Source organism: Candidatus Methanoperedens sp. BLZ2, assembly GCF_002487355.1.
Taxonomy (GTDB): domain Archaea; phylum Halobacteriota; class Methanosarcinia; order Methanosarcinales; family Methanoperedenaceae; genus Methanoperedens.
The window spans coordinates 41467-59866 of sequence record NZ_NTMG01000056.1; the positions used below are offsets into that span (position 1 = coordinate 41467).

At 42.3% G+C, this 18400-nt stretch carries 14 protein-coding genes; all 14 read right to left on the reverse strand.

Annotated features, from left to right (window positions below; genetic code table 11):
• Positions 1 to 5: 5 nt before the first annotated feature.
• Complete coding sequence (locus tag CL181_RS10240; RefSeq protein ID WP_097299216.1) at positions 6 to 599, reverse strand: hypothetical protein; 594 nt, start codon at positions 597 to 599, stop codon at positions 6 to 8.
• 76 nt (positions 600 to 675) lie between these two features.
• Complete coding sequence (locus tag CL181_RS10245; RefSeq protein ID WP_097299217.1) at positions 676 to 1938, reverse strand: hypothetical protein; 1263 nt, start codon at positions 1936 to 1938, stop codon at positions 676 to 678.
• A 264-nt stretch (positions 1939 to 2202) separates the two neighbouring features.
• Positions 2203 to 3528: a methyl-accepting chemotaxis protein gene (locus CL181_RS10250; RefSeq protein WP_097299218.1), complete on the reverse strand. Its 1326-nt coding sequence runs from the start codon at positions 3526 to 3528 to the stop codon at positions 2203 to 2205.
• A 204-nt stretch (positions 3529 to 3732) separates the two neighbouring features.
• Positions 3733 to 3951: a two-CW domain-containing protein gene (locus tag CL181_RS10255; RefSeq protein WP_097299219.1), complete on the reverse strand. Its 219-nt coding sequence runs from the start codon at positions 3949 to 3951 to the stop codon at positions 3733 to 3735.
• Between the two features lie 58 nt (positions 3952 to 4009).
• On the reverse strand, positions 4010 to 5323 hold the full coding sequence (locus CL181_RS10260) for a methyl-accepting chemotaxis protein (protein ID WP_097299220.1): 1314 nt from the start codon (positions 5321 to 5323) through the stop codon (positions 4010 to 4012).
• Between the two features lie 124 nt (positions 5324 to 5447).
• Complete coding sequence (locus CL181_RS10265) at positions 5448 to 5972, reverse strand: chemotaxis protein CheW (protein WP_097299221.1); 525 nt, start codon at positions 5970 to 5972, stop codon at positions 5448 to 5450.
• 9 nt (positions 5973 to 5981) lie between these two features.
• Positions 5982 to 7469 (reverse strand): methyl-accepting chemotaxis protein, encoded by a 1488-nt coding sequence (locus tag CL181_RS10270; RefSeq protein WP_097299222.1) that lies wholly within the window; start codon positions 7467 to 7469, stop codon positions 5982 to 5984.
• Positions 7470 to 7508: 39 nt separating this feature from the next.
• Positions 7509 to 9800: a methyl-accepting chemotaxis protein gene (locus tag CL181_RS10275; protein ID WP_097299223.1), complete on the reverse strand. Its 2292-nt coding sequence runs from the start codon at positions 9798 to 9800 to the stop codon at positions 7509 to 7511.
• Between the two features lie 98 nt (positions 9801 to 9898).
• Positions 9899 to 10231, reverse strand: a complete 333-nt coding sequence (locus CL181_RS10280; RefSeq protein WP_097299224.1) for a chemotaxis protein CheW — start codon at positions 10229 to 10231, stop codon at positions 9899 to 9901.
• Positions 10228 to 12678 (reverse strand): methyl-accepting chemotaxis protein, encoded by a 2451-nt coding sequence (locus CL181_RS20880; protein ID WP_097299225.1) that lies wholly within the window; start codon positions 12676 to 12678, stop codon positions 10228 to 10230. The genes CL181_RS10280 and CL181_RS20880 overlap by 4 nt, the downstream gene beginning before the upstream one ends.
• A 72-nt stretch (positions 12679 to 12750) precedes the next feature.
• Positions 12751 to 13269, reverse strand: a complete 519-nt coding sequence (locus tag CL181_RS10290; RefSeq protein WP_097299226.1) for a chemotaxis protein CheW — start codon at positions 13267 to 13269, stop codon at positions 12751 to 12753.
• Between the two features lie 9 nt (positions 13270 to 13278).
• On the reverse strand, positions 13279 to 15810 hold the full coding sequence (locus CL181_RS20885; RefSeq protein ID WP_097299227.1) for a methyl-accepting chemotaxis protein: 2532 nt from the start codon (positions 15808 to 15810) through the stop codon (positions 13279 to 13281).
• Positions 15811 to 15933: 123 nt separating this feature from the next.
• A complete protein-coding gene (locus CL181_RS10300) occupies positions 15934 to 16452 on the reverse strand; it encodes a chemotaxis protein CheW (RefSeq protein WP_097299228.1) in 519 nt (172 codons plus the stop codon).
• 9 nt (positions 16453 to 16461) lie between these two features.
• A complete protein-coding gene (locus CL181_RS10305; protein WP_097299229.1) occupies positions 16462 to 18360 on the reverse strand; it encodes a methyl-accepting chemotaxis protein in 1899 nt (632 codons plus the stop codon).
• Positions 18361 to 18400: the final 40 nt, after the last annotated feature.

The window sequence follows — 18400 nt, forward strand, 5'->3', positions numbered from 1 at the left end:
CCCAATTACTGTTTGATATTTGTATTTGTGCCTTCTTTCCAGACCTGGACAACTTTTCTTTCATCAGGGTCAACAAGTGCGGAAATACCTCTCCATGAAACACTAAGCAGGGTTTTTGGCATGTAGAATTTTTCAGATGTTTTAGGTAATATCCGTTTCACAGAAGGGACACCCGGATTGCTAACCGATACCGATGTGGCCAGATCCCTGTCAGTTAACGCTATTCCAATAGCATCGTTCCTGTAAGCCGCAGGTATTGCTTCAAGGAGATAGCCTGTCATCAACAAATCATTTTCTTCAAATACAAAATCGTATATATCAGGAATTTCCGAATCAAGTGTGGTGGCTGTTACCTTGATATCCATCTTATTCTTATCACCATTTGTACTGATATTCACCAGTTCATACTCTGTCTTATAAGGTGCTATTTCCAGAAATAACAATTCTTCGATTTCTCCAGCGTTATCCGGCCGGTCACCCTGCCACTGGACATTATGTACCCATTCCGGCCTGGCATTTGAGTTCCCCTGGTCAAGAGCCAGTCCGATACCAAGTGCGAGAATCAGCAATATAATGGTGACTATTATTTTAATATTCATTTTCTAATCTCCATAAGTACTTTCCTATCAGGGATAGGTCTTTTCACATGCATCCAGGAAAATAAACAGGAGAGGATTACTCCCCTATTTTTATAGAGTATTCAAAACTCTCTGTATTCTTTGGCAGCACTTTTAGTGTCCACTCACCTATCAAACCTGCTGTCTCATAGGTTTCTAAAAGCTGGGCCCCATTTTCCTGGTATATTCCCTTGCTGTCAAGTTCCCATGGTGGGATCTGGCCGCCCATATTAACCATACCCTTAATCACTGTCTTTGTGACTTTAAGGTCGGCCTGACCACCGGGCCCAATAAGTGTTGTTTCAAATGACGGCTCTTTTTTATTTTTTCCTGTTGCTATCCCGTATGGATACCCATAGTTAGAACCGGAGCTTATCTCAATAGTCAGGGGTTTTACCTCTTTCATGCTAAAACTCTTCACAAATGGCTCAGATGGCTGTGTCCAGACATTGAAGCTCAACTGGACCCTTCCGTCCCATTCCTGAACCGATGGGTCATCGATATTAAGTTTTATGGCCCCGTTATAGTAACCTTTTGCATCTGCGGGAACCTGCACATGGATCTTTACGGTTTCAGTCCCACCAGCAGGAACACTGGCAGGTGAAGTTATTGTTATTGCATCATCAGTAAAAGCTGGCGCCGCCTGTCCTGGTCCTCCGTAGAACATATTATCGTTACTCATTTTAGGATCGATTTTTATTGCTTCCGTCCCGATATTCTTGAGTTTTACCTCATAGTCATATCCCTTTCCTGCTTCAAGCATATCGTTTATATACGGTGCCATTATCTGTATCTTTGGCTTAGTCCATACATCAACTGATAGCTGCAACGCATGAATATAATTAGGGATCGGGCTCGGATATGGCGTTGGCATTGTTTCATCCGTGAATGCTATCTGGACACCGGAATTACCTATTGATGCATCCTCCGGTACGGTAACTTTAACGGTGAATTTCTGGCTGCCACCTGCTGGTATTTCTGCACTCTCAGGAGTAACCGTGATCCATTGGGGATCCACATTATATCCGCCGTATGGCGCTGATACTACATTGGGTTTGACGCTAACTGCTTTTTTCTCTTTGTTCCTGAGTGTAATTGTCGTTTCTTTGTTTTCTCCCGGCATTAACCTGAAATTTGTATATCGGGGAGAAATTTCAATCTTTGTGAAATTAAATGCCTGATCTGGCGCTGGCATCACACCAGCGGGCATCTTTTCGGCTATAGCAACCTGTTCGACTGTAGTAACCTGTTCGCTTGAAACGGTGCCTGCAAACATTGCAAACACAAGCATACAAGCCAGGATACCTGTATATTTATTCATTTAATTAAACCTCCTTACTCTTAATTATTTTAACTGGTCTAAAAAAAGACGAGTTTATTCTTTATTGGTGAATGTTAGTAATAAAACTTATGGTTGAAATACAATTTTCTTCTTTCCTGATATTTAAATAATATAATTGACAGGCAACTTTGAAACAACCAAAACAGCCACCAAAATGAATAAAACACCTCGTGTATCGATCAATGAAGGGTAGTCATCAAGCAATATTACCAGTATCGAAATAGTAAATACTGCTGCATCCTTTTACTTATCTATTTTCTCACCAATATTGAATTTAGCCACTTCCACCTGCAATTCATTTGATAATCCTGCAAGTTCCTGGGCTGCATTCACAAGCTGCTCCATAGAAGATGCCTGCTTTTCCGCGGCTGCTGATGTTTCCTGGGTGCCTGCTGCGGATTGTTCGCTTATGGCTGAAACTTCCTCTACAGTTGCGGTTACCTCTTCAACAGAAGCGGATTGTTCTTCGGCTGAGGCTGCTATTTCATGGATCATAGATGATACATCTACTGAAGCCTTGACTATATTATTGATCGCTGATACTGTGCCTTCCATTGTCTTTGTTCCTTCCTCAACGGTCTTTGTGCCTTTTTCCATTGCCAGTACAGCCTGTTTCGTACCCTCCTGGATCTCTTTTATCAATCCGGTAATCTGGTTCGCGGCACTTCTTGACTCTTCTGCCAGTTTTCTGACTTCATCAGCCACTACTGCAAAACCCCTGCCATGTTCTCCTGCACGTGCAGCTTCTATCGCAGCGTTCAATGCAAGAAGGTTTGTCTGGTCAGCTATATTTGTTATCACGCCGATAATTTCACCTATCTTTTGTGATTTCCCATCAAGCTGTTTTATTACAGTTGCTGAATCATCTACTGTCGATCGGATTCCGGTCATGCTCTGTGCCACATCTCCCGACATCTTGCCTGCCTGCTGGGCAGTCGTGCTGGCTGTACTTGCGCTCTGTGCTGCTTTCTGCGAGTTCACTGCAACCTGCTGGATGCTTTCTGACATTTCCTTCATGGCCCGGCTAACTTCAACCATTCTGGATGACTGCTGGCCCACACCTGTTGCCATCTCACATGTTGTGCTTGATATCTGGTCTGAGGAAGCTTTTATCTGCTTACTTGATGCAGAAAGTTCACGGGCCGTATTAGCTACTTTTGACGAGACGTTCTGGACTTTACCTGCCAGATGCCTGAGGTTTGATGTCATTTTCCTGAAATATTGCGCCAATTGCCCGAGTTCATCCTTTGAGGAGACAAGTACCTCAGTTGTTAAATCTCCCTGTGATATCCTGTCAGCTGTATGGCTAAAATCTTTCAATGGTTTCATAATTGAACGTGTCAATCCTATGCACATGAGTATGGATGAGATTATTGCGAATAAAATAAACAGGACGATGGCCTGTTCCGGTTCAATAAAAGCGCTTACACTCTCACCATATAAACCCATAAAACCCACGATCAACATAAGAATATCAACCACAATGAAACCATAAGCGATTTTCATACCTATTTTGAACCTGTTAAGGGTCCGATCATTGACAGAATCCATAATTTTCATTAATTCCATAATAAACCTCTAAGGATCGTTTTTAGATGGAGATCCGATGTTATATTTAAATGAAAATTGATTTTTCCTGAATATAACATATTTTGTGAAGAAAGTGTGAATACAGCTTCGATGAGATTAAAATTGAGAATTTCTACGTCCAAAAAAGATTTTACTAGGATAAGATAATAATAATTTTATTACAAATATAAAGAATTAAGATTTTCAGGTTGAGTTTACTGTTTTATACCAATCACATGTCAAACAGCTTGCTTTTTTTTGAGCAAAGGTTCCTTGAATCTTGCCGCCACAGAAAGTCCCTGCTACAGCCCAGCAATCTCTGCCATGAGAAGGTGATGCAGGACAGATTCCCAATTCATTTACTTTTTTTCCGCCTTTTTCTCTTCCGCAATTTTTTAATTCCCAGCAATTATTCGGTGCCATAATTCTTTTTAATCCTCCATATCTTTATAAACCCAGTTGTGAAAAATGTGTGAACTTGTCAATCTTTTTGTTTGAATAAAGCAACTTCATTTTTCAATTCATCCGACAATTCTGCTAATTCCCTGGCGATATCTGTGAACCTGCTAACAGATGCCATCTGTTCATGGAGTTGTGCATCTGCTTCCTCAGTAGTCACTTTAAATTTTTTAGCCAGTATAGAAATGTCATCAACTGAGGATTTTACTTTTTCCATCGAAGTTGTCTCCATTTTTGCCATTTCAATTATTTCACTGAACATATTAGCAGCATTTCCAGACGCTTCAACTATATTATCTATTGAAGATATAGTGGAGTCGATTGTTTCTGTGCCTTCAGTAACGGTCTTTGTCCCAAGATCCATGTTATCAACAGCCTTTTTTGTTTCCTTATGTATCTCTCTTATCAGTTCTGTGATCTTATTTGCCGAATTCCTTGATTCTTCTGCAAGTTTCTTTACTTCATTTGCCACAACAGCAAACCCTTTTCCATGCTCCCCAGCGCGGGCTGCTTCAATTGCAGCGTTTAAGGCAAGCAGGTTTGTCTGGTCCGCAATTTTAGTTATTACTCCTACTATTTCATCTATCTTCTCAGAATTACTATCAAGACTCTTAATTACAAGGGCGGATTTATTTACTGAGTTCTGGATATCCTTTATTTTGTTCATCAAGTCATTTGATTTCTTGAGTAATTCCCTTGCTGTATTATTGGAATCTTTTGTAGCCTGTGCCGTCCTTTCCGATCCAACTGTAACCTGCTGCTTGATGATTGATATCTCATTTACGATCTCATTGATATTATCTATTTTTTTTGATTGCTGGCTTGACACTTCTGCTATACCCTGCGTGTTATTTGATACATTGTCAATTGAAGATTTCAACTCCCGGCTTGATATAGAAAGCTCATGTGCTTTAGTTGCCATTTTTAAAGAGATATCCTGTACCTTTCCAGTTATATGTCTGAGTGTAGACGTCATTTTTATAAAGTATCCTGCAAGTAATCCTATCTCGTCACTGGATATAGACTTCATATCCGGTGTGAGGTCTCCTTCAGATATTCGATTAGCAGCGATCTCAAATTCATTTAATGGCTTCATAATGGAACGTGTCAATCCAATGCAGATGAGTATAGATGACATGATTGTTAAAAAAGGTAAAATTATGATTATCTCATCAGTGTCCATAAATGTAATAATTCTTTCATGATAATAGCCAAAATACACCACAACTAACCACAATATATTAACTACAATGAAACCATATGCGATTCTCATTCCAATATTTAACCTATCAAGTGTTAACTTATTGACCTCGTCCATAATTTTCATCAAGCCCATAATATTACCTGTTAACTTTTATCTAAAAAGTTCTCCAAATTTCATCAATACTTGAAAATTAAACATGCTTTCTTATATATGAATTTGTGAAATATGTGTGGAAAAACGAAAAAAAGCAGCTTTCCTATACGGTCACTGCTGCTGCTTCAGCTTCTGTTGCTATCTTGTTTACATTGCGAAGTTCGTTTGCGCCAAGTATCTTATCAAGGTCAAGCAGGATAAGCAGCCTGTCTTCCATTTTACCCACGCCTCGCACATATTCCGTGCCTATCTTATTGGCAATGACAGCCGGGGCCGGCTCAACACTGCTTTCAGGGAGTCGTATTACCTCACTTACTGAATCAACGATAAAACCCATCACTGTCTCGCCGATATCTGCGACAATGATGCGTGTATTCTCATTATTTTCTTTGCTTTCCATGCCCATTATCACATTGAGGTTTATCACCACGATTATCCTGCCGCGAAGGTTGATAATTCCCTTCACATATCCTGATGCCTGCGGTATCTTTGTGATATTGGTCATGCGGATGATCTCCTGCACGTTCATGATCTCGACACCGAACTCTTCGGTGCCGATATTAAAAACGACAAGCTGAAGCTCGTCGCCGGATTTTGCTTTTGCGTCCTGTGGTTGTACTTGCGCCATTGTATCCTCCTATTTTGTCAGGTCTTCAAGGCTTGAACCCGCATAACTGCTTCCAACATCAGCTTTTTTATCCTTAGTTGATGTAGTGCCAGAAGTTGAAGTACTTTGTTCCTTCATTTTCTTCTGACTTCTTTCAGGTTTATTTTTTGCCGTCTTTGTTGATGCATTTATTTGTGATGTTACAAACTCACCGATGTTGAATTTGGCAACCTCATCCTGCAATTCGTCAGATAATTTTGCCAGCTCCCTGGCTGCATTAACAAGCACATCCATTGATATTGTCTGCTCTTCAGCTGCGGCTGAGGTTTCCTGTGTACCTGCCGCTGATTCTTCACATATCGATGACACATCTTCTACAGAAGATGTTACCTCTTCAACAGAGGCGGATTGTTGTTCTGTGGCTGCTGCAATTTCATTAATCATTGCTGCTACGTCTGCTGCTGCCTTTACTATCTGGTTGATAGCTGATACTGTGTTTTCCATAATTTTTGTACCTTCAAAAACGGTCTTTGTACCATTTTCCATGGCCACAACAGCCTGATTTGTACCCTGCTGTATCTCTTTTATCAAGCCGGTTATCTGGTTTGCGGCACTACGGGATTCCTCTGCGAGCTTCCTGACTTCATCAGCTACAACTGCAAAGCCTCTTCCATGCTCTCCTGCACGTGCAGCTTCTATGGCTGCGTTTAAGGCAAGAAGGTTGGTCTGGTCAGCGATATTGGTGATAACCCCAATTATCTCGCCTATTTGCTGTGATTTGCCGTCAAGCTGTCTTATTACTGTTGCTGAATTATCCACAGTTGATTGTATCTCAGCCATCTTAAGAGTCACATCATCGGACATTTTACCAACCTGCGAAGCAGTCGTGCTGGCATCAGTTGCGCCTTGCGCTGCTTTTTGAGAGCTCGTTGCAACTTGCTGGACGCTCTGTGATATTTCTTTCATCGCACGGCTGACTTCACTGATCTTGGATGCCTGCGAGCTTATGCCTGAGGCAATATGCTGCGTGGTGTTTGATATCTGATCTGTGGAAGTTTTCATTTCCTCACTTGATCCTGAAAGTTCCTGGGCAGTAATGGCTACTTTTGATGAAACATTCTGGACTTTGCCAGTTAAAGTTCGCAGATTCAAAGTCATTCTCTTGAAATATTCGGCAAGTTTTCCGAGTTCGTCTTTTGAGGAGACATTTACTTCCACTGTTAAATCCCCCTCAGCGATCTTGTCAGCTGCATTTATAAATTCATTTAACGGTTTCATTATAGAACGGGTCAGACCCATACACATGAGTATGGATGAAAATATGATAAAAATGATACAAAGCATGATAGCCAGTTTCGGATCAATAAAACCACTTACGTTCTCCTCATATAAACCTACAAATCCCATAATTAACATCAATACATCAACCACAACGAAGCTGTAGATGATTTTCGAACTAATATTGAATTTATCAATGGTCTGTTCATTTGCACCATCGATTATTTTTATTATATTCATCCTTCTTTCTCCATCAATATTGTTAAAATATCAATACTCCTATTTTATCAGGTCTTGAAGGCTTGAATCCTTCAGACTGCTTCCGATGTCAGCTATCTCATCCTTACTTGATATAGTGCCTGGAGTACTGTGTTCCTTCGTTTTCTTCTGGCTGCCTTCAGGCCCGGATTTTGCAGTCTTATGTTCAGGTGTTTTATGTTCCACAGCCTCATGTTCAGCAGTTTTTCGTTCATTGGCAGGTTTGTACTCGACCTTTGCAGGTTCATATGCGTGTTTTTGTTCTTTTGCAGATATGTCTATTTTGAATTTGGCAACCTCATCCTGCAATTCAATTGATAATTTTGACATTTCCTGGGCTGCATTCACAAGCTGGTCCATTGTGGCTGCCTGCTCTTCTGCGGCTGCTGATGTTTCCTGTGTGCCTGCTGCGGATTGTTCGCTTATGGCTGTTACATCCTCAACAGATGCTGTTACTTCTTCAACCGAGGCAGACTGTTCTTCGGCGGTTGCCGCTATTTCCTGCACCATTGTAGCAACGTCTGCGGCTGCTTTGACGATATCGCCTATGGCATTTACGGTATCTGCTATATTCTTTGTGCCTTCACCTACTGTCTTTGTTCCCTGTTCCATGGCCGTCACAGCCTGTTTTGTTCCCTGTTGTATATCTTTGATCAATCCCGTGATCTGGTTGGCAGCACTACGGGATTCTTCAGCGAGTTTCCTGACCTCATCAGCAACTACGGCAAAGCCCCGTCCGTGTTCTCCTGCACGTGCAGCTTCTATTGCAGCGTTCAATGCAAGGAGATTGGTCTGGTCAGCTATGTTTGTTATCACACCGATTATTTCGCCTATTTCCTGAGATTTACCTGCAAGCTGTTTTATAGCAGTTGCTGAGCCACCTACAGTTGACTGGATTTCGGACATCTTTTTGGCCACATCTTCTGACAACTTCCCTACGTTCTGTGCAGTTGTGCTGGCAGCAGTTGCACCTTGTGCTGCTTTCTGGGAATTCATCGCGACCTGCTGGACGCTTTCTGACATCTCCTTCATAGCACGGGTGATCTCAGACATCTTGGAAGCCTGTGAGCTTACACCCGTTGCAATGTCCTGTGTGGTGTTTGATATCTGGTCGGTGGATGCTTTCATCTCTTCACTTGATGCTGAAAGTTCATGAGCCGTAGAGGCTACTTTCAATGCGGAGCTTTGCACTTTTCCGATAACTGATCTCAGGTTTTCGGTCATAGTAGCCAGAGCACCGAATAACTGACCTATCTCATCATTTGACATCCTTTTCACCACGACTGTCAGGTCGCCTGCTGCAATCTTATTGGAGATGCGAAGCATTCTGCCGATTGGTCTGGTGAGATATCTTGAAAACCATATTCCAATAATCGACCCCAATACTGAAAAAATTAAGATTACTATTATCAGGCCATTCCTTATTGCATAAATCGGATCGCTGAAATCTTCAAGATAACTTCCTGAAGCTATAATCCAATCCCTGGACTCATAATAAGTATATGCAACTACTTTATCCCTTCCTTCCCATGGATACTGGATATATCCTTCCTTTGTTTGTGTTATTTCTTTAATGAAATCATATTCATAGAGATTCTCCCCTTCCAGGTTCGGATGTATGATCAGGTTGCCTTTTGAATCAATAACATAAAGATAACCTGTTTTTCCCACGACTATGCTCTTCATCTTCTCTTTGATTTGATTTACGAATGGATCTTCAGGAATACCAACATACAAAATACCGATTATCTTCCCTGATCCATCCTTAATAGGTTCATAAGCTGTCATATACCATGCATTAACTACCCATGCTCTGCCGTAATATGTCTCACCGCGCATTATAACAGCATCATACACTGGTTTTGAAACTATTGTTCCTACCGCACGCGAACTATCGTTATTGATTACATTTGTGGAAATTCGAACAGCTTCATCCCCTATAACCTGAAATACAGTTGCTGTACCCCCTACCATATTTTTAACTGAATCTACAATCTCAAAGTTCCCATTCACTACGTAATTGTCGCCCAGCTGCATCTTGCCATTTACGATACTGGGTTTTCCCCTGGAATAGAATTGGGCTTTTGCAACTCCGAGTGAACTGTTGACACTATTCTGTGCAAGGGAAAATGTCATATCTACAGTATCTTTTTCCAGTTTAACCTGTTCTGTTAATTTATTCTGTATCTCTGCGTTTAATGAGCTTTGTGTTTCATTATAGGCATATAATCCTATGATGATCACCGGTATTATTGATAGAATCAATCCAAAAATTATAATTTTGTATTTTATGCTGATATCTTTGGTTTTCATAATATTCGCTCTTTCCAAAAATTTTAAGTTACATGACAAAATAAGTTTACCGATTTATAAATGGATTTGTGAAAAACGTGTGAAAAAAAGCAACTTCCTCATACGGTCGCTGCTGCCTCTTCTGTTGCTATCTTGTTTACATTGCGAAGTTCGTTTGCGCCAAGTATTTTATCAAGATCAAGGAGAATAAGCAGCCTGTCTTCCATCTTACCCACGCCTCGCACATATTCCGTGCCTATCTTATTGGCAATGACAGCAGGGGCCGGCTCAACACTGCTTTCAGGGAGGCGTATTACCTCACTTACTGAATCAACGATAAAACCCATCACTGTCTCGCCGATATCTGCGACAATGATGCCTGCGGTATCTTTGTGATATTTGTCATGCGGATGATCTCCTGCACGTTCATGATCTCTGTGGTTGTTTTTCAGTCATTATGTCCTCTTGTATTGACTTCTTTATACCAGTCGCAAACAATGCAACTGATCTGCTTTTGAGCCGCTGTTCCCTGTACTTTCCCACCACAGAATGTTCCCGCGACTTTCCAGCATTCTCGTCCGTAATGAGGACTGGCCTTACATACGCCTAATTCTTTCACATTAATTCCGCCAGGTTCCCTTCCGCATTTCTTGTATTCCCAACAATTTACAGATGCAATCGGGCCCTGACCGGAAGGACTGTTCTTCAATTCCAATTCAGCTTTTTTATCCTTTGATGCCTCATGTATATGTTTTGATTTTGTCGAAACACCATCATCAAGTTTGAACATATTCACTTCATTATGTAAATCCGAAGCCAATCTTGCCATTTCCTGGGCTGCGGCTACAAGCTGGCCCATTGTAGCTGCCTGCTCTTCAGCGACCGCTGATGTTTTCTCTGTGCCTGCTGCTGATTGTTCACTTATACTTGAAACATCCTCTACAGAAGAGGTTACTTCTTCAACCGAGGCAGACTGCTCTTCGGCGGTTGCCGCTATTTCCTGTACCATTGTGGCAACGTCTGCGGCTGCTTTGACTATCCCGTCTATGGCATTTACGGTATCTGTTATGTTCTTTGCGCCTTCGCCCACTGTCTTTGTTCCCTGTTCCATAGAGGTTACAGCCAGCTTTGTGCCCTGCTGTATATCTTTTATCAATCCTGTGATCTGGTTGGCAGCACTACGGGATTCTTCAGCGAGTTTCCTTACTTCATCCGCTACCACTGCAAAACCTCTTCCATGCTCTCCTGCACGTGCAGCTTCTATGGCTGCGTTTAAGGCAAGGAGGTTGGTCTGGTCAGCGATATTGGTGATAACCCCAATTATCTCGCCTATTTCCTGCGATTTACCCGCGAGCTGTTTGATAACAGTTGCAGAATTATCTACATTTGACTGTATTTCTGTCATCTTTTTCGATACATCAGTTGACATTCTGCCTACATTCTGGGCTATGGAACTGGCTGAACCAGCACTCTCAGAGGCTTTCTGGGCATTCGTAGCGACCGTCTGGATGCTCTCTGACATCTCTCTCATGGCACGGCTTATCTCAGTCATCTTGGATGCCTGCGAGTTTACGCCTTTTGCTATCTCCTGTGTGCTGCCCGATATCTGGTCAGTGGAAGCTTTCATCTGTTCGCTTGAAGCCGAAAGTTCCTGGGCAGTGGATGCTACTTTTTCTGCACTGGCCTTCATAGATGATATGAGTTTATGTATGCTGTTTTGCATAATCTGTATACCAGTGGTGATTTTCTCGAAATCTCCTCTTGCCTGCACTGATATATTCCTGGTCAGGTCACCCTGAGACATTGCAGAAAGCACCATATTAGTATCCGCGATAACAGCATTCAAATCGTTCGCCATGGTCTGGAACGTGTTTGAAAGTACACCTATTTCGTCTTTTGAATTATTGAGAAGCTTAACATCCAGTTTCCCATCTGATATCGTCTTTGCACCCGATATTAATTCATCCACAGGTTTTGTGATCAGGCGTCGAATAACAAAACCAATGCCCATACCTGATACTATAGCTAATAAAGAGAGTACTAAGACAGTGGTTTTTGCAGTTGAATTTGTACTTGCCATCTGGCCAAGCTGTGCTACTTTGTCTTCGCTGGCATCTTTTTCGAATTCAACTATCAGGGGCTCTATCGTATGGACGTAAGTTGTGAATTCTGCTGTTTTTGATGCTATATTGGCATCGATGGTAACCAATTTATCAAAAGTTGCCGTATATGCAAGTAATTTTTCATTAATAATATCCTTTTTATCCTGAGATATTTTGCTTGCTGCCAGATCTTTTATGAGTATCTTCTCATTGTCGTGCAGTGTTTTCTGATTTGAAACTTCATTTCGTATTATATAATTCTTTTCATTTCGCCTCAATTCCAATATTTCTGCATATAAGAGGCTATCCCCCTGATTTTTGATTTCAGTTTCAACATCACGGGCTTTTGTAATGAGTTCAAGCTGTACTCCTGAACTTTCATCAAATCCTTTTGTCTTATGGAGTTCAACAGTCTCAAGGAAGGCTTTTTCATAACCTTCTATTGCGGTTATTACTTTTCCTGCCATATCCTTTCTTTCCTGGGGGACATCAAGTTCCTGAATATCTTGCGCTTCTTTCTTAACATTCGCGACCGATGCTTTTACCTTATCGATATATGTAAGATCAAGACGCGCAAAAAAGTCTTTCTCGGAACGTCTTGCTTGAAGCATATTTACATCCATGGCAAGACTCTTTTCATTCATTGTGATCGTATTTTCGATCAGTTTGTTGTTTCCATTCTGGATTGTGTCCATTGTTATTACACTTACTACGGTTATTATTATAAGCAGGAGACTGACAAGGCCGAACCCCCCCAACAGCTTCTTGCTCAAAGACATGTCTTTTATATGTATCATTTCAGTTTATTCCTCCGATTTCATTGATTTTCTGATGAGTAAGTGTAAAATGTGTGAAAAAAGCAGCGCCCTTTAAGTGGTCGCTGCTGCAACTTCGGTGGCTATGGCATTTACATTATGAAGTTCGTTTGCGTTGAGTATCTTATCAAGATCAAGGAGAATAAGCAGCCTGTCTTCCATTTTACCCACGCCTCGCACATATTCCGTGCCTATCTTATTGGCAATGACAGCCGGGGCCGGCTCAACACTGCTTTCAGGGAGGCGTATTACCTCACTCACCGAATCAACGATAAAACCCATCACTGTCTCGCCGATGTCTGCGACAATGATGCGTGTATTCTCATTATTTTCTTTGCTCTCCATGCCCATTATCACATTGAGGTTTATCACCACGATTATCCTGCCGCGAAGGTTGATAATCCCCTTCACATATCCTGATGCCTGCGGTATCTTTGTAATATTTGTCATGCGGATGATCTCCTGCACGTTCATGATCTCGACACCGAACTCTTCGGTGCCGATATTAAAAACGACAAGCTGTAGCTCGTCGCCGGATTTTGCTTTTGCATCCTGTGGTTGTTGTTCTGCCATAACGTCTTCCTATTTTATAAGGTCTCCAAGGCTTTCTTCAGAAGGACTGTTCCTGGCCTCAGCTTCTTCTTTTTCCTTCTTTGTTGCCCTAACCTTTGAAGCTTGCTTGTATTCTTTTGTTTTTTCATGAGCAACTGCAGGCTTGGATTGCGTTTCTTTCGCATGTTTGGATTGCACTTCTTTTGCTGGTTTGGATTGCACTTCTTTTGCAGCTTTATTATCAGGAACTGGTTTAAATTCTATTTTGGCCGGTTCCTGTTTTATAGGAGCTGTTACAGCTTCACCGAGATTGAACTTGCCCACTTCAGCCTGCAATTCATTTGATAGTTTTGCAAGTTCCTGGGCTGCATTCACAAGCTGCTCCATTGTAGCTGACTGCTCTTCTGCAGCTGCTGATGTTTCTTGTGTGCCTGCTGCGGATTGTTCGCTTATGGCTGATACATCCTCTACTGAAGAGGTTACTTCTTCGATAGAGGCGGACTGTTCTTCTGCGGCCGCAGCTATTTCCTGCACCATTGTAGCCACTTCTCCGGCAGCTTTAACTATCTTATTGATGGCGCCAACTGTTTCCCCGATGGTCTTTGCTCCTTCACCAACGGTCTTTGTTCCCAGTTCCATTGATGTCACAGCCTGTTTTGTACCCTGCTGGATATCTTTTATTAATCCAGTGATCTGGTTTGCCGCACCACGGGATTCTTCGGCAAGTTTCCTGACCTCGTCTGCAACTACTGCAAAGCCCCTGCCGTGTTCTCCTGCCCTGGCCGCTTCTATGGCTGCGTTTAAGGCAAGGAGGTTTGTCTGATCTGCGATATTGGTAATCACGCCAATAATTTCGCCAATCTGCTGGGATTTATTGTCAAGCTGTTTTATCATTGTTGCTGAATTATCCACGGTTGACTGGATCTCAGACATCTTATTTGCAACATCATCTGACATCTTGCCCACTTGCTGGGCTGTCGCGCTGGCAGATGTCGCACCTTCCGCAGCTTTCTGTGAGTTCGTGGCGACCTCCTGTATGCTTTCTGACATCTCCCTCATTGCACGGCTTACTTCAGCCATCTTGGAGGACTGCGAGCTTACTCCTGTGGCAATATCCTGTGTTGTATTTGTAATCTGGTCCGTGGAAGCTTTCATTTGCTCACTTGCCGCTGAAAGTTCCTGTGCTGTAGAAGCTACCCTTTCTGCGCTTTGCTTCATTGATAATATCAGTTGCTGCAAGCTTTTTTGCAGGTTATTTATCCCGCTTGTGATCTTTCCGAAATCACCTTTACCTTCAACCTGGACATGCCTTGTCAGGTCGCCATGGGACATCGAATCCAATACTTCATTAGCATCGCCAATAACCAGCCGGAGGTCTGTCTGCATATTGTTGATTGAAGTGGTTATTTTGTTGAAATCTCCTTTTGCATCCACCTGGACATGCTTTGAGAGGTCTCCTTCTGATATCGCCCCCATCACATTACTAACATCTCCTATAACGTTATTCAGGTCATTTGCCATGTTCTGGAATGTGCCGGAAAGTGTGCCAATTTCATCCCTGGATTTATTCTGCATATTGACATTCAGTTTGCCAGATGCAATATCTTTCGCCCCGAGGACAACTTCATCCACAGGTTTTGTGATAGCGCGGGAAATATATATCCCGATTCCAAGACCTGATACTATAGCTATTATGGAAAGCACTATGATGGTGGTCTTAGCGGTTGAATTCGTACTGGCTATTCCGGCAAGCGCTGCAGCCTGGTCTGCATCGGCATCTGTTTCGAATTCAGCTATTATAGGCTCTATTGCATGTACATAATTTGTGAATTCTGCTGTTTTGGATGCGATCTTATTATCTATATCCACGATCTTATCAAAAGCTTCTGTATAAACAAGGAGCTTGGCATTGATATCATTCTTTACATCCTGGGGCAGCTTGCTGGCCGCCAGGTGGCTCATAAGGATCTTTTCATTATCATGCAATTTTTTTTGATATGCTACATCCTGCCTCATTATGTAATCCTTTTCATTTCTCCTAAGTGTCAGCATATCTGCCATTAACTGGTCATCGTTCTGTTTCGTGATTTCTGCTTCAACAGCTTGCACCGCACTCCTCATTTCAAACTGCAATCCTAAGTTTTCATTAAGGCCTTTTGTCTTATAGAGTTCAACAGTCTCAAGGAAGGCTTTTTCGTAACCTTCGATCTCAGTTATCACTTTTACTGACATGTCCTTTCTTTCCTGGGGGACATCAAGTTCCTGAATATCTTGCGCTTCTTTCTTAACATTCGCGACCGATGCTTTTACCTTATCGACATATGTAAGATCAAGACGCGCAAAAAAGTCTTTTTCGGAACGTCTTGCTTCCAGCATACTTACATCCATGGCAAGAGCTTTTTCTTTACTTGTAATCGCATTATCGATCACTTTATTTGTTTCCTGGTTTATTGTGCCAAGGGTGGTTATGCTTACAATCGCCAATATTATAAGCAGGATGCTGACAAGCCCGAATCCGCCCAGCAGCTTCTTACTTAAAGACAAATCTTTTATACTTACCATTTTATTTCTCCATTAATTATATATCAGGTGCCTATTTGCCCCTTCAGATAAATTCTAATAACAATTTGAAATCCACCTATTTATAAATGGATTTGTGAAAAACGTGTGAAAAAGCAGCGCCCTTTAAGTGGTCGCTGCTGCAACTTCGGCGGCTATGGCATTTACATTATGAAGTTCGTTTGCGCTGAGTATTTTATCAAGATCAAGCAGGATAAGCAGCCTGTCTTCCATCTTGCCTACGCCTCGCACATATTCCGTACCTATCTTATTGGCAATGACAGCAGGCGCCGGCTCAACACTGCTTTCAGGGAGGCGTATTACCTCACTCACTGAATCAACGATAAAACCCATCACTGTCTCGCCGATATCAGCGACAATGATGCGTGTATTCTCATTATTTTCTTTGCTTTCCATGCCCATTATCACATTGAGGTTTATCACCACGATTATTTTGCCGCGAAGGTTGATAATTCCCTTCACATATCCTGATGCCTGCGGTATCTTTGTGATATTGGTCATGCGGATGATCTCCTGCACGTTCATGATCTCGACACCGAACTCTTCGGTGCCGATATTAAAAACGACGAGCTGTAGCTCGTCGCCGGATTTTGCTTTTGCATCCTGTGGTTGTATTTGCGCCATTACGTCCTCCTATCTTGTCAGGTCTTCAAGGCTTAAACCCGGAGGACTGCTTCCGGCATCAGCTATATCATCCTTACTTGATGCAGTGCCTGAAGTACTGTGTTCTTTCATTTTCTTCTGACTGCCTTCAGTTCTGTGTTTGGTAGTTTTTTGTTCTGCAGATGTGTGTTGTGCAGTCCTGTATTCAACAATCTTGCGTTCAACAGATTTTCGTTCACGTTCAGGTGCAGATTTGTACTCGACTTTTGCAGGTTCATACGCATTTTTTCGTTCTGTTACAGATTCACCGATATTGAACTTGGCAACCTCGACCTGCAATTCATTTGATAATTTTGCCATTTCCTGGGCTGCATTCACAAGCTGGTCCATTGTAGCTGCCTGCTCTTCTGCGGCTGCTGATGTTTCCTGTGTGCCTGCTGCGGATTGTTCGCTTATGGCTGATACATCCTCTACTGAAGAGGTCACTTCTTCAACCGATGCAGACTGCTCTTCGGCTGCGGCTGCTATTTCCTGCACCATTGTTGCAACGTCTGCTGCTGCTTTGACGATAAGGTTGATGCCGGTTACTGATTCTTTCTCCATGCTCTCTACAGCCTGTTTTGTACCTTGCTGTATGCCCTTTATCAAATCTGTGATCTGGCTTGCTGCGCCGCGGGATTCTTCGGCAAGTTTCCTGACCTCATCAGCCACTACTGCAAAACCCCTGCCGTGTTCTCCTGCTCGTGCAGCTTCTATTGCAGCGTTCAATGCAAGAAGGTTTGTCTGGTCTGCGATATTTGTTATCACACCAATGATCTCGCCTATCTGCAGGGATTTATTGTCAAGGTCTTTTATCAGAGTTGCGGACTTTGTCACATTCACCTGGACTTCCTGAGCAGTTTTATTAGCATTTGTTGCGCTATCAGCCGCTTTCTGGGAGTTCACCGCGACCTGCTGGACGCTTTCTGACATCTCCTTCATGGCGCGGCTGATCTCTGCCATCTTTGTTGCCTGCGAGCTTACGCCTACTGAAATGTCCTGCGTTGTGCCTGATATCTGGTCAGTGGATGCTTTCATTTCTTCGCTTGAGGCCGAGAGTTCCTGGGCAGTGGAAGCCACGCTGACTGCTGATTGCTGCACTTTTCCAAGCACTCCTTTTAAGGCATTGGCCATTGTCTGGATGGCTGAGGAAAGCTGCCCGACTTCATCTTTTGAGTTGTTCACAAGCTGTACTGTCAGGTCGCCTGCAGCAACCTTGTTGGCAGCCTGGAGCATTGCATCCATGGGTTTGGTGATAGAACGAGAAATATATAAACCGATACCTATTCCAATGATTGCAGCGATTATGCCTACTGATACGATTAGCAAAGTTGCATTTGAACCGTCAGCAGCAGCATGTTCTCCGGCCTCATTCATCTGGGTTACCTGCATGCTTTCAAATTCTGCAAGAGCTTCATTCAACTTTATTCTGGTTTCATCATATACCAGCATGGCTGCATCTACCCCAGCATCCTGTTTGTATCCAGCTGCTGTGATCGCATTCCAGAGCATTTGTCCTGCCTGTTTATTTTCATCCATCAATTTTTCGATCGTCGCTATATCCTGTTTTTCTTCTGCAGTTAATTGCATTGCTAATATTTTTGATTTAGTCGTCTCAAAATCTTGATAGGATTTATCCTGCTCTTTTTTGGCATCAGGATTTGCAAGGAGATGTTCTATATAGGCATCATTTGCTTGCATATTTGCATCTTTCATATCCTTTACAGCAAGGGTCATAACCACATGATCCCCTGTAATTTCATTGAGTTCAGTAGTTATTTTAGTGATACCATTGTACCCAACAAAACCTACAATACTAAGAAGTAATACAACAAAAGCAAACCCGCCGATCAACTTCTTGCTTAATGACACATCTTTTATACTTACCATTTTAGTTTTCCTCCATTGATTATTTTTCGATGTGGGAGAA

Coding starts and splice junctions, on each gene's coding strand:
- CL181_RS10265 (WP_097299221.1), bottom strand. CDS start 5,972: ATGGCGCAAGTACAACCACAGGACGCAAAAGCAAAATCCGGCGACGAG.
- CL181_RS10240 (WP_097299216.1), bottom strand. CDS start 599: ATGAATATTAAAATAATAGTCACCATTATATTGCTGATTCTCGCACTT.
- CL181_RS10250 (WP_097299218.1), bottom strand. CDS start 3,528: ATGGAATTAATGAAAATTATGGATTCTGTCAATGATCGGACCCTTAAC.
- CL181_RS20885 (WP_097299227.1), bottom strand. CDS start 15,810: ATGGTAAGTATAAAAGATTTGTCTTTAAGTAAGAAGCTGCTGGGCGGA.
- CL181_RS10260 (WP_097299220.1), bottom strand. CDS start 5,323: ATGGGCTTGATGAAAATTATGGACGAGGTCAATAAGTTAACACTTGAT.
- CL181_RS20880 (WP_097299225.1), bottom strand. CDS start 12,678: ATGATACATATAAAAGACATGTCTTTGAGCAAGAAGCTGTTGGGGGGG.
- CL181_RS10300 (WP_097299228.1), bottom strand. CDS start 16,452: ATGGCGCAAATACAACCACAGGATGCAAAAGCAAAATCCGGCGACGAG.
- CL181_RS10290 (WP_097299226.1), bottom strand. CDS start 13,269: ATGGCAGAACAACAACCACAGGATGCAAAAGCAAAATCCGGCGACGAG.
- CL181_RS10305 (WP_097299229.1), bottom strand. CDS start 18,360: ATGGTAAGTATAAAAGATGTGTCATTAAGCAAGAAGTTGATCGGCGGG.
- CL181_RS10270 (WP_097299222.1), bottom strand. CDS start 7,469: ATGAATATAATAAAAATAATCGATGGTGCAAATGAACAGACCATTGAT.
- CL181_RS10275 (WP_097299223.1), bottom strand. CDS start 9,800: ATGAAAACCAAAGATATCAGCATAAAATACAAAATTATAATTTTTGGA.
- CL181_RS10255 (WP_097299219.1), bottom strand. CDS start 3,951: ATGGCACCGAATAATTGCTGGGAATTAAAAAATTGCGGAAGAGAAAAA.
- CL181_RS10245 (WP_097299217.1), bottom strand. CDS start 1,938: ATGAATAAATATACAGGTATCCTGGCTTGTATGCTTGTGTTTGCAATG.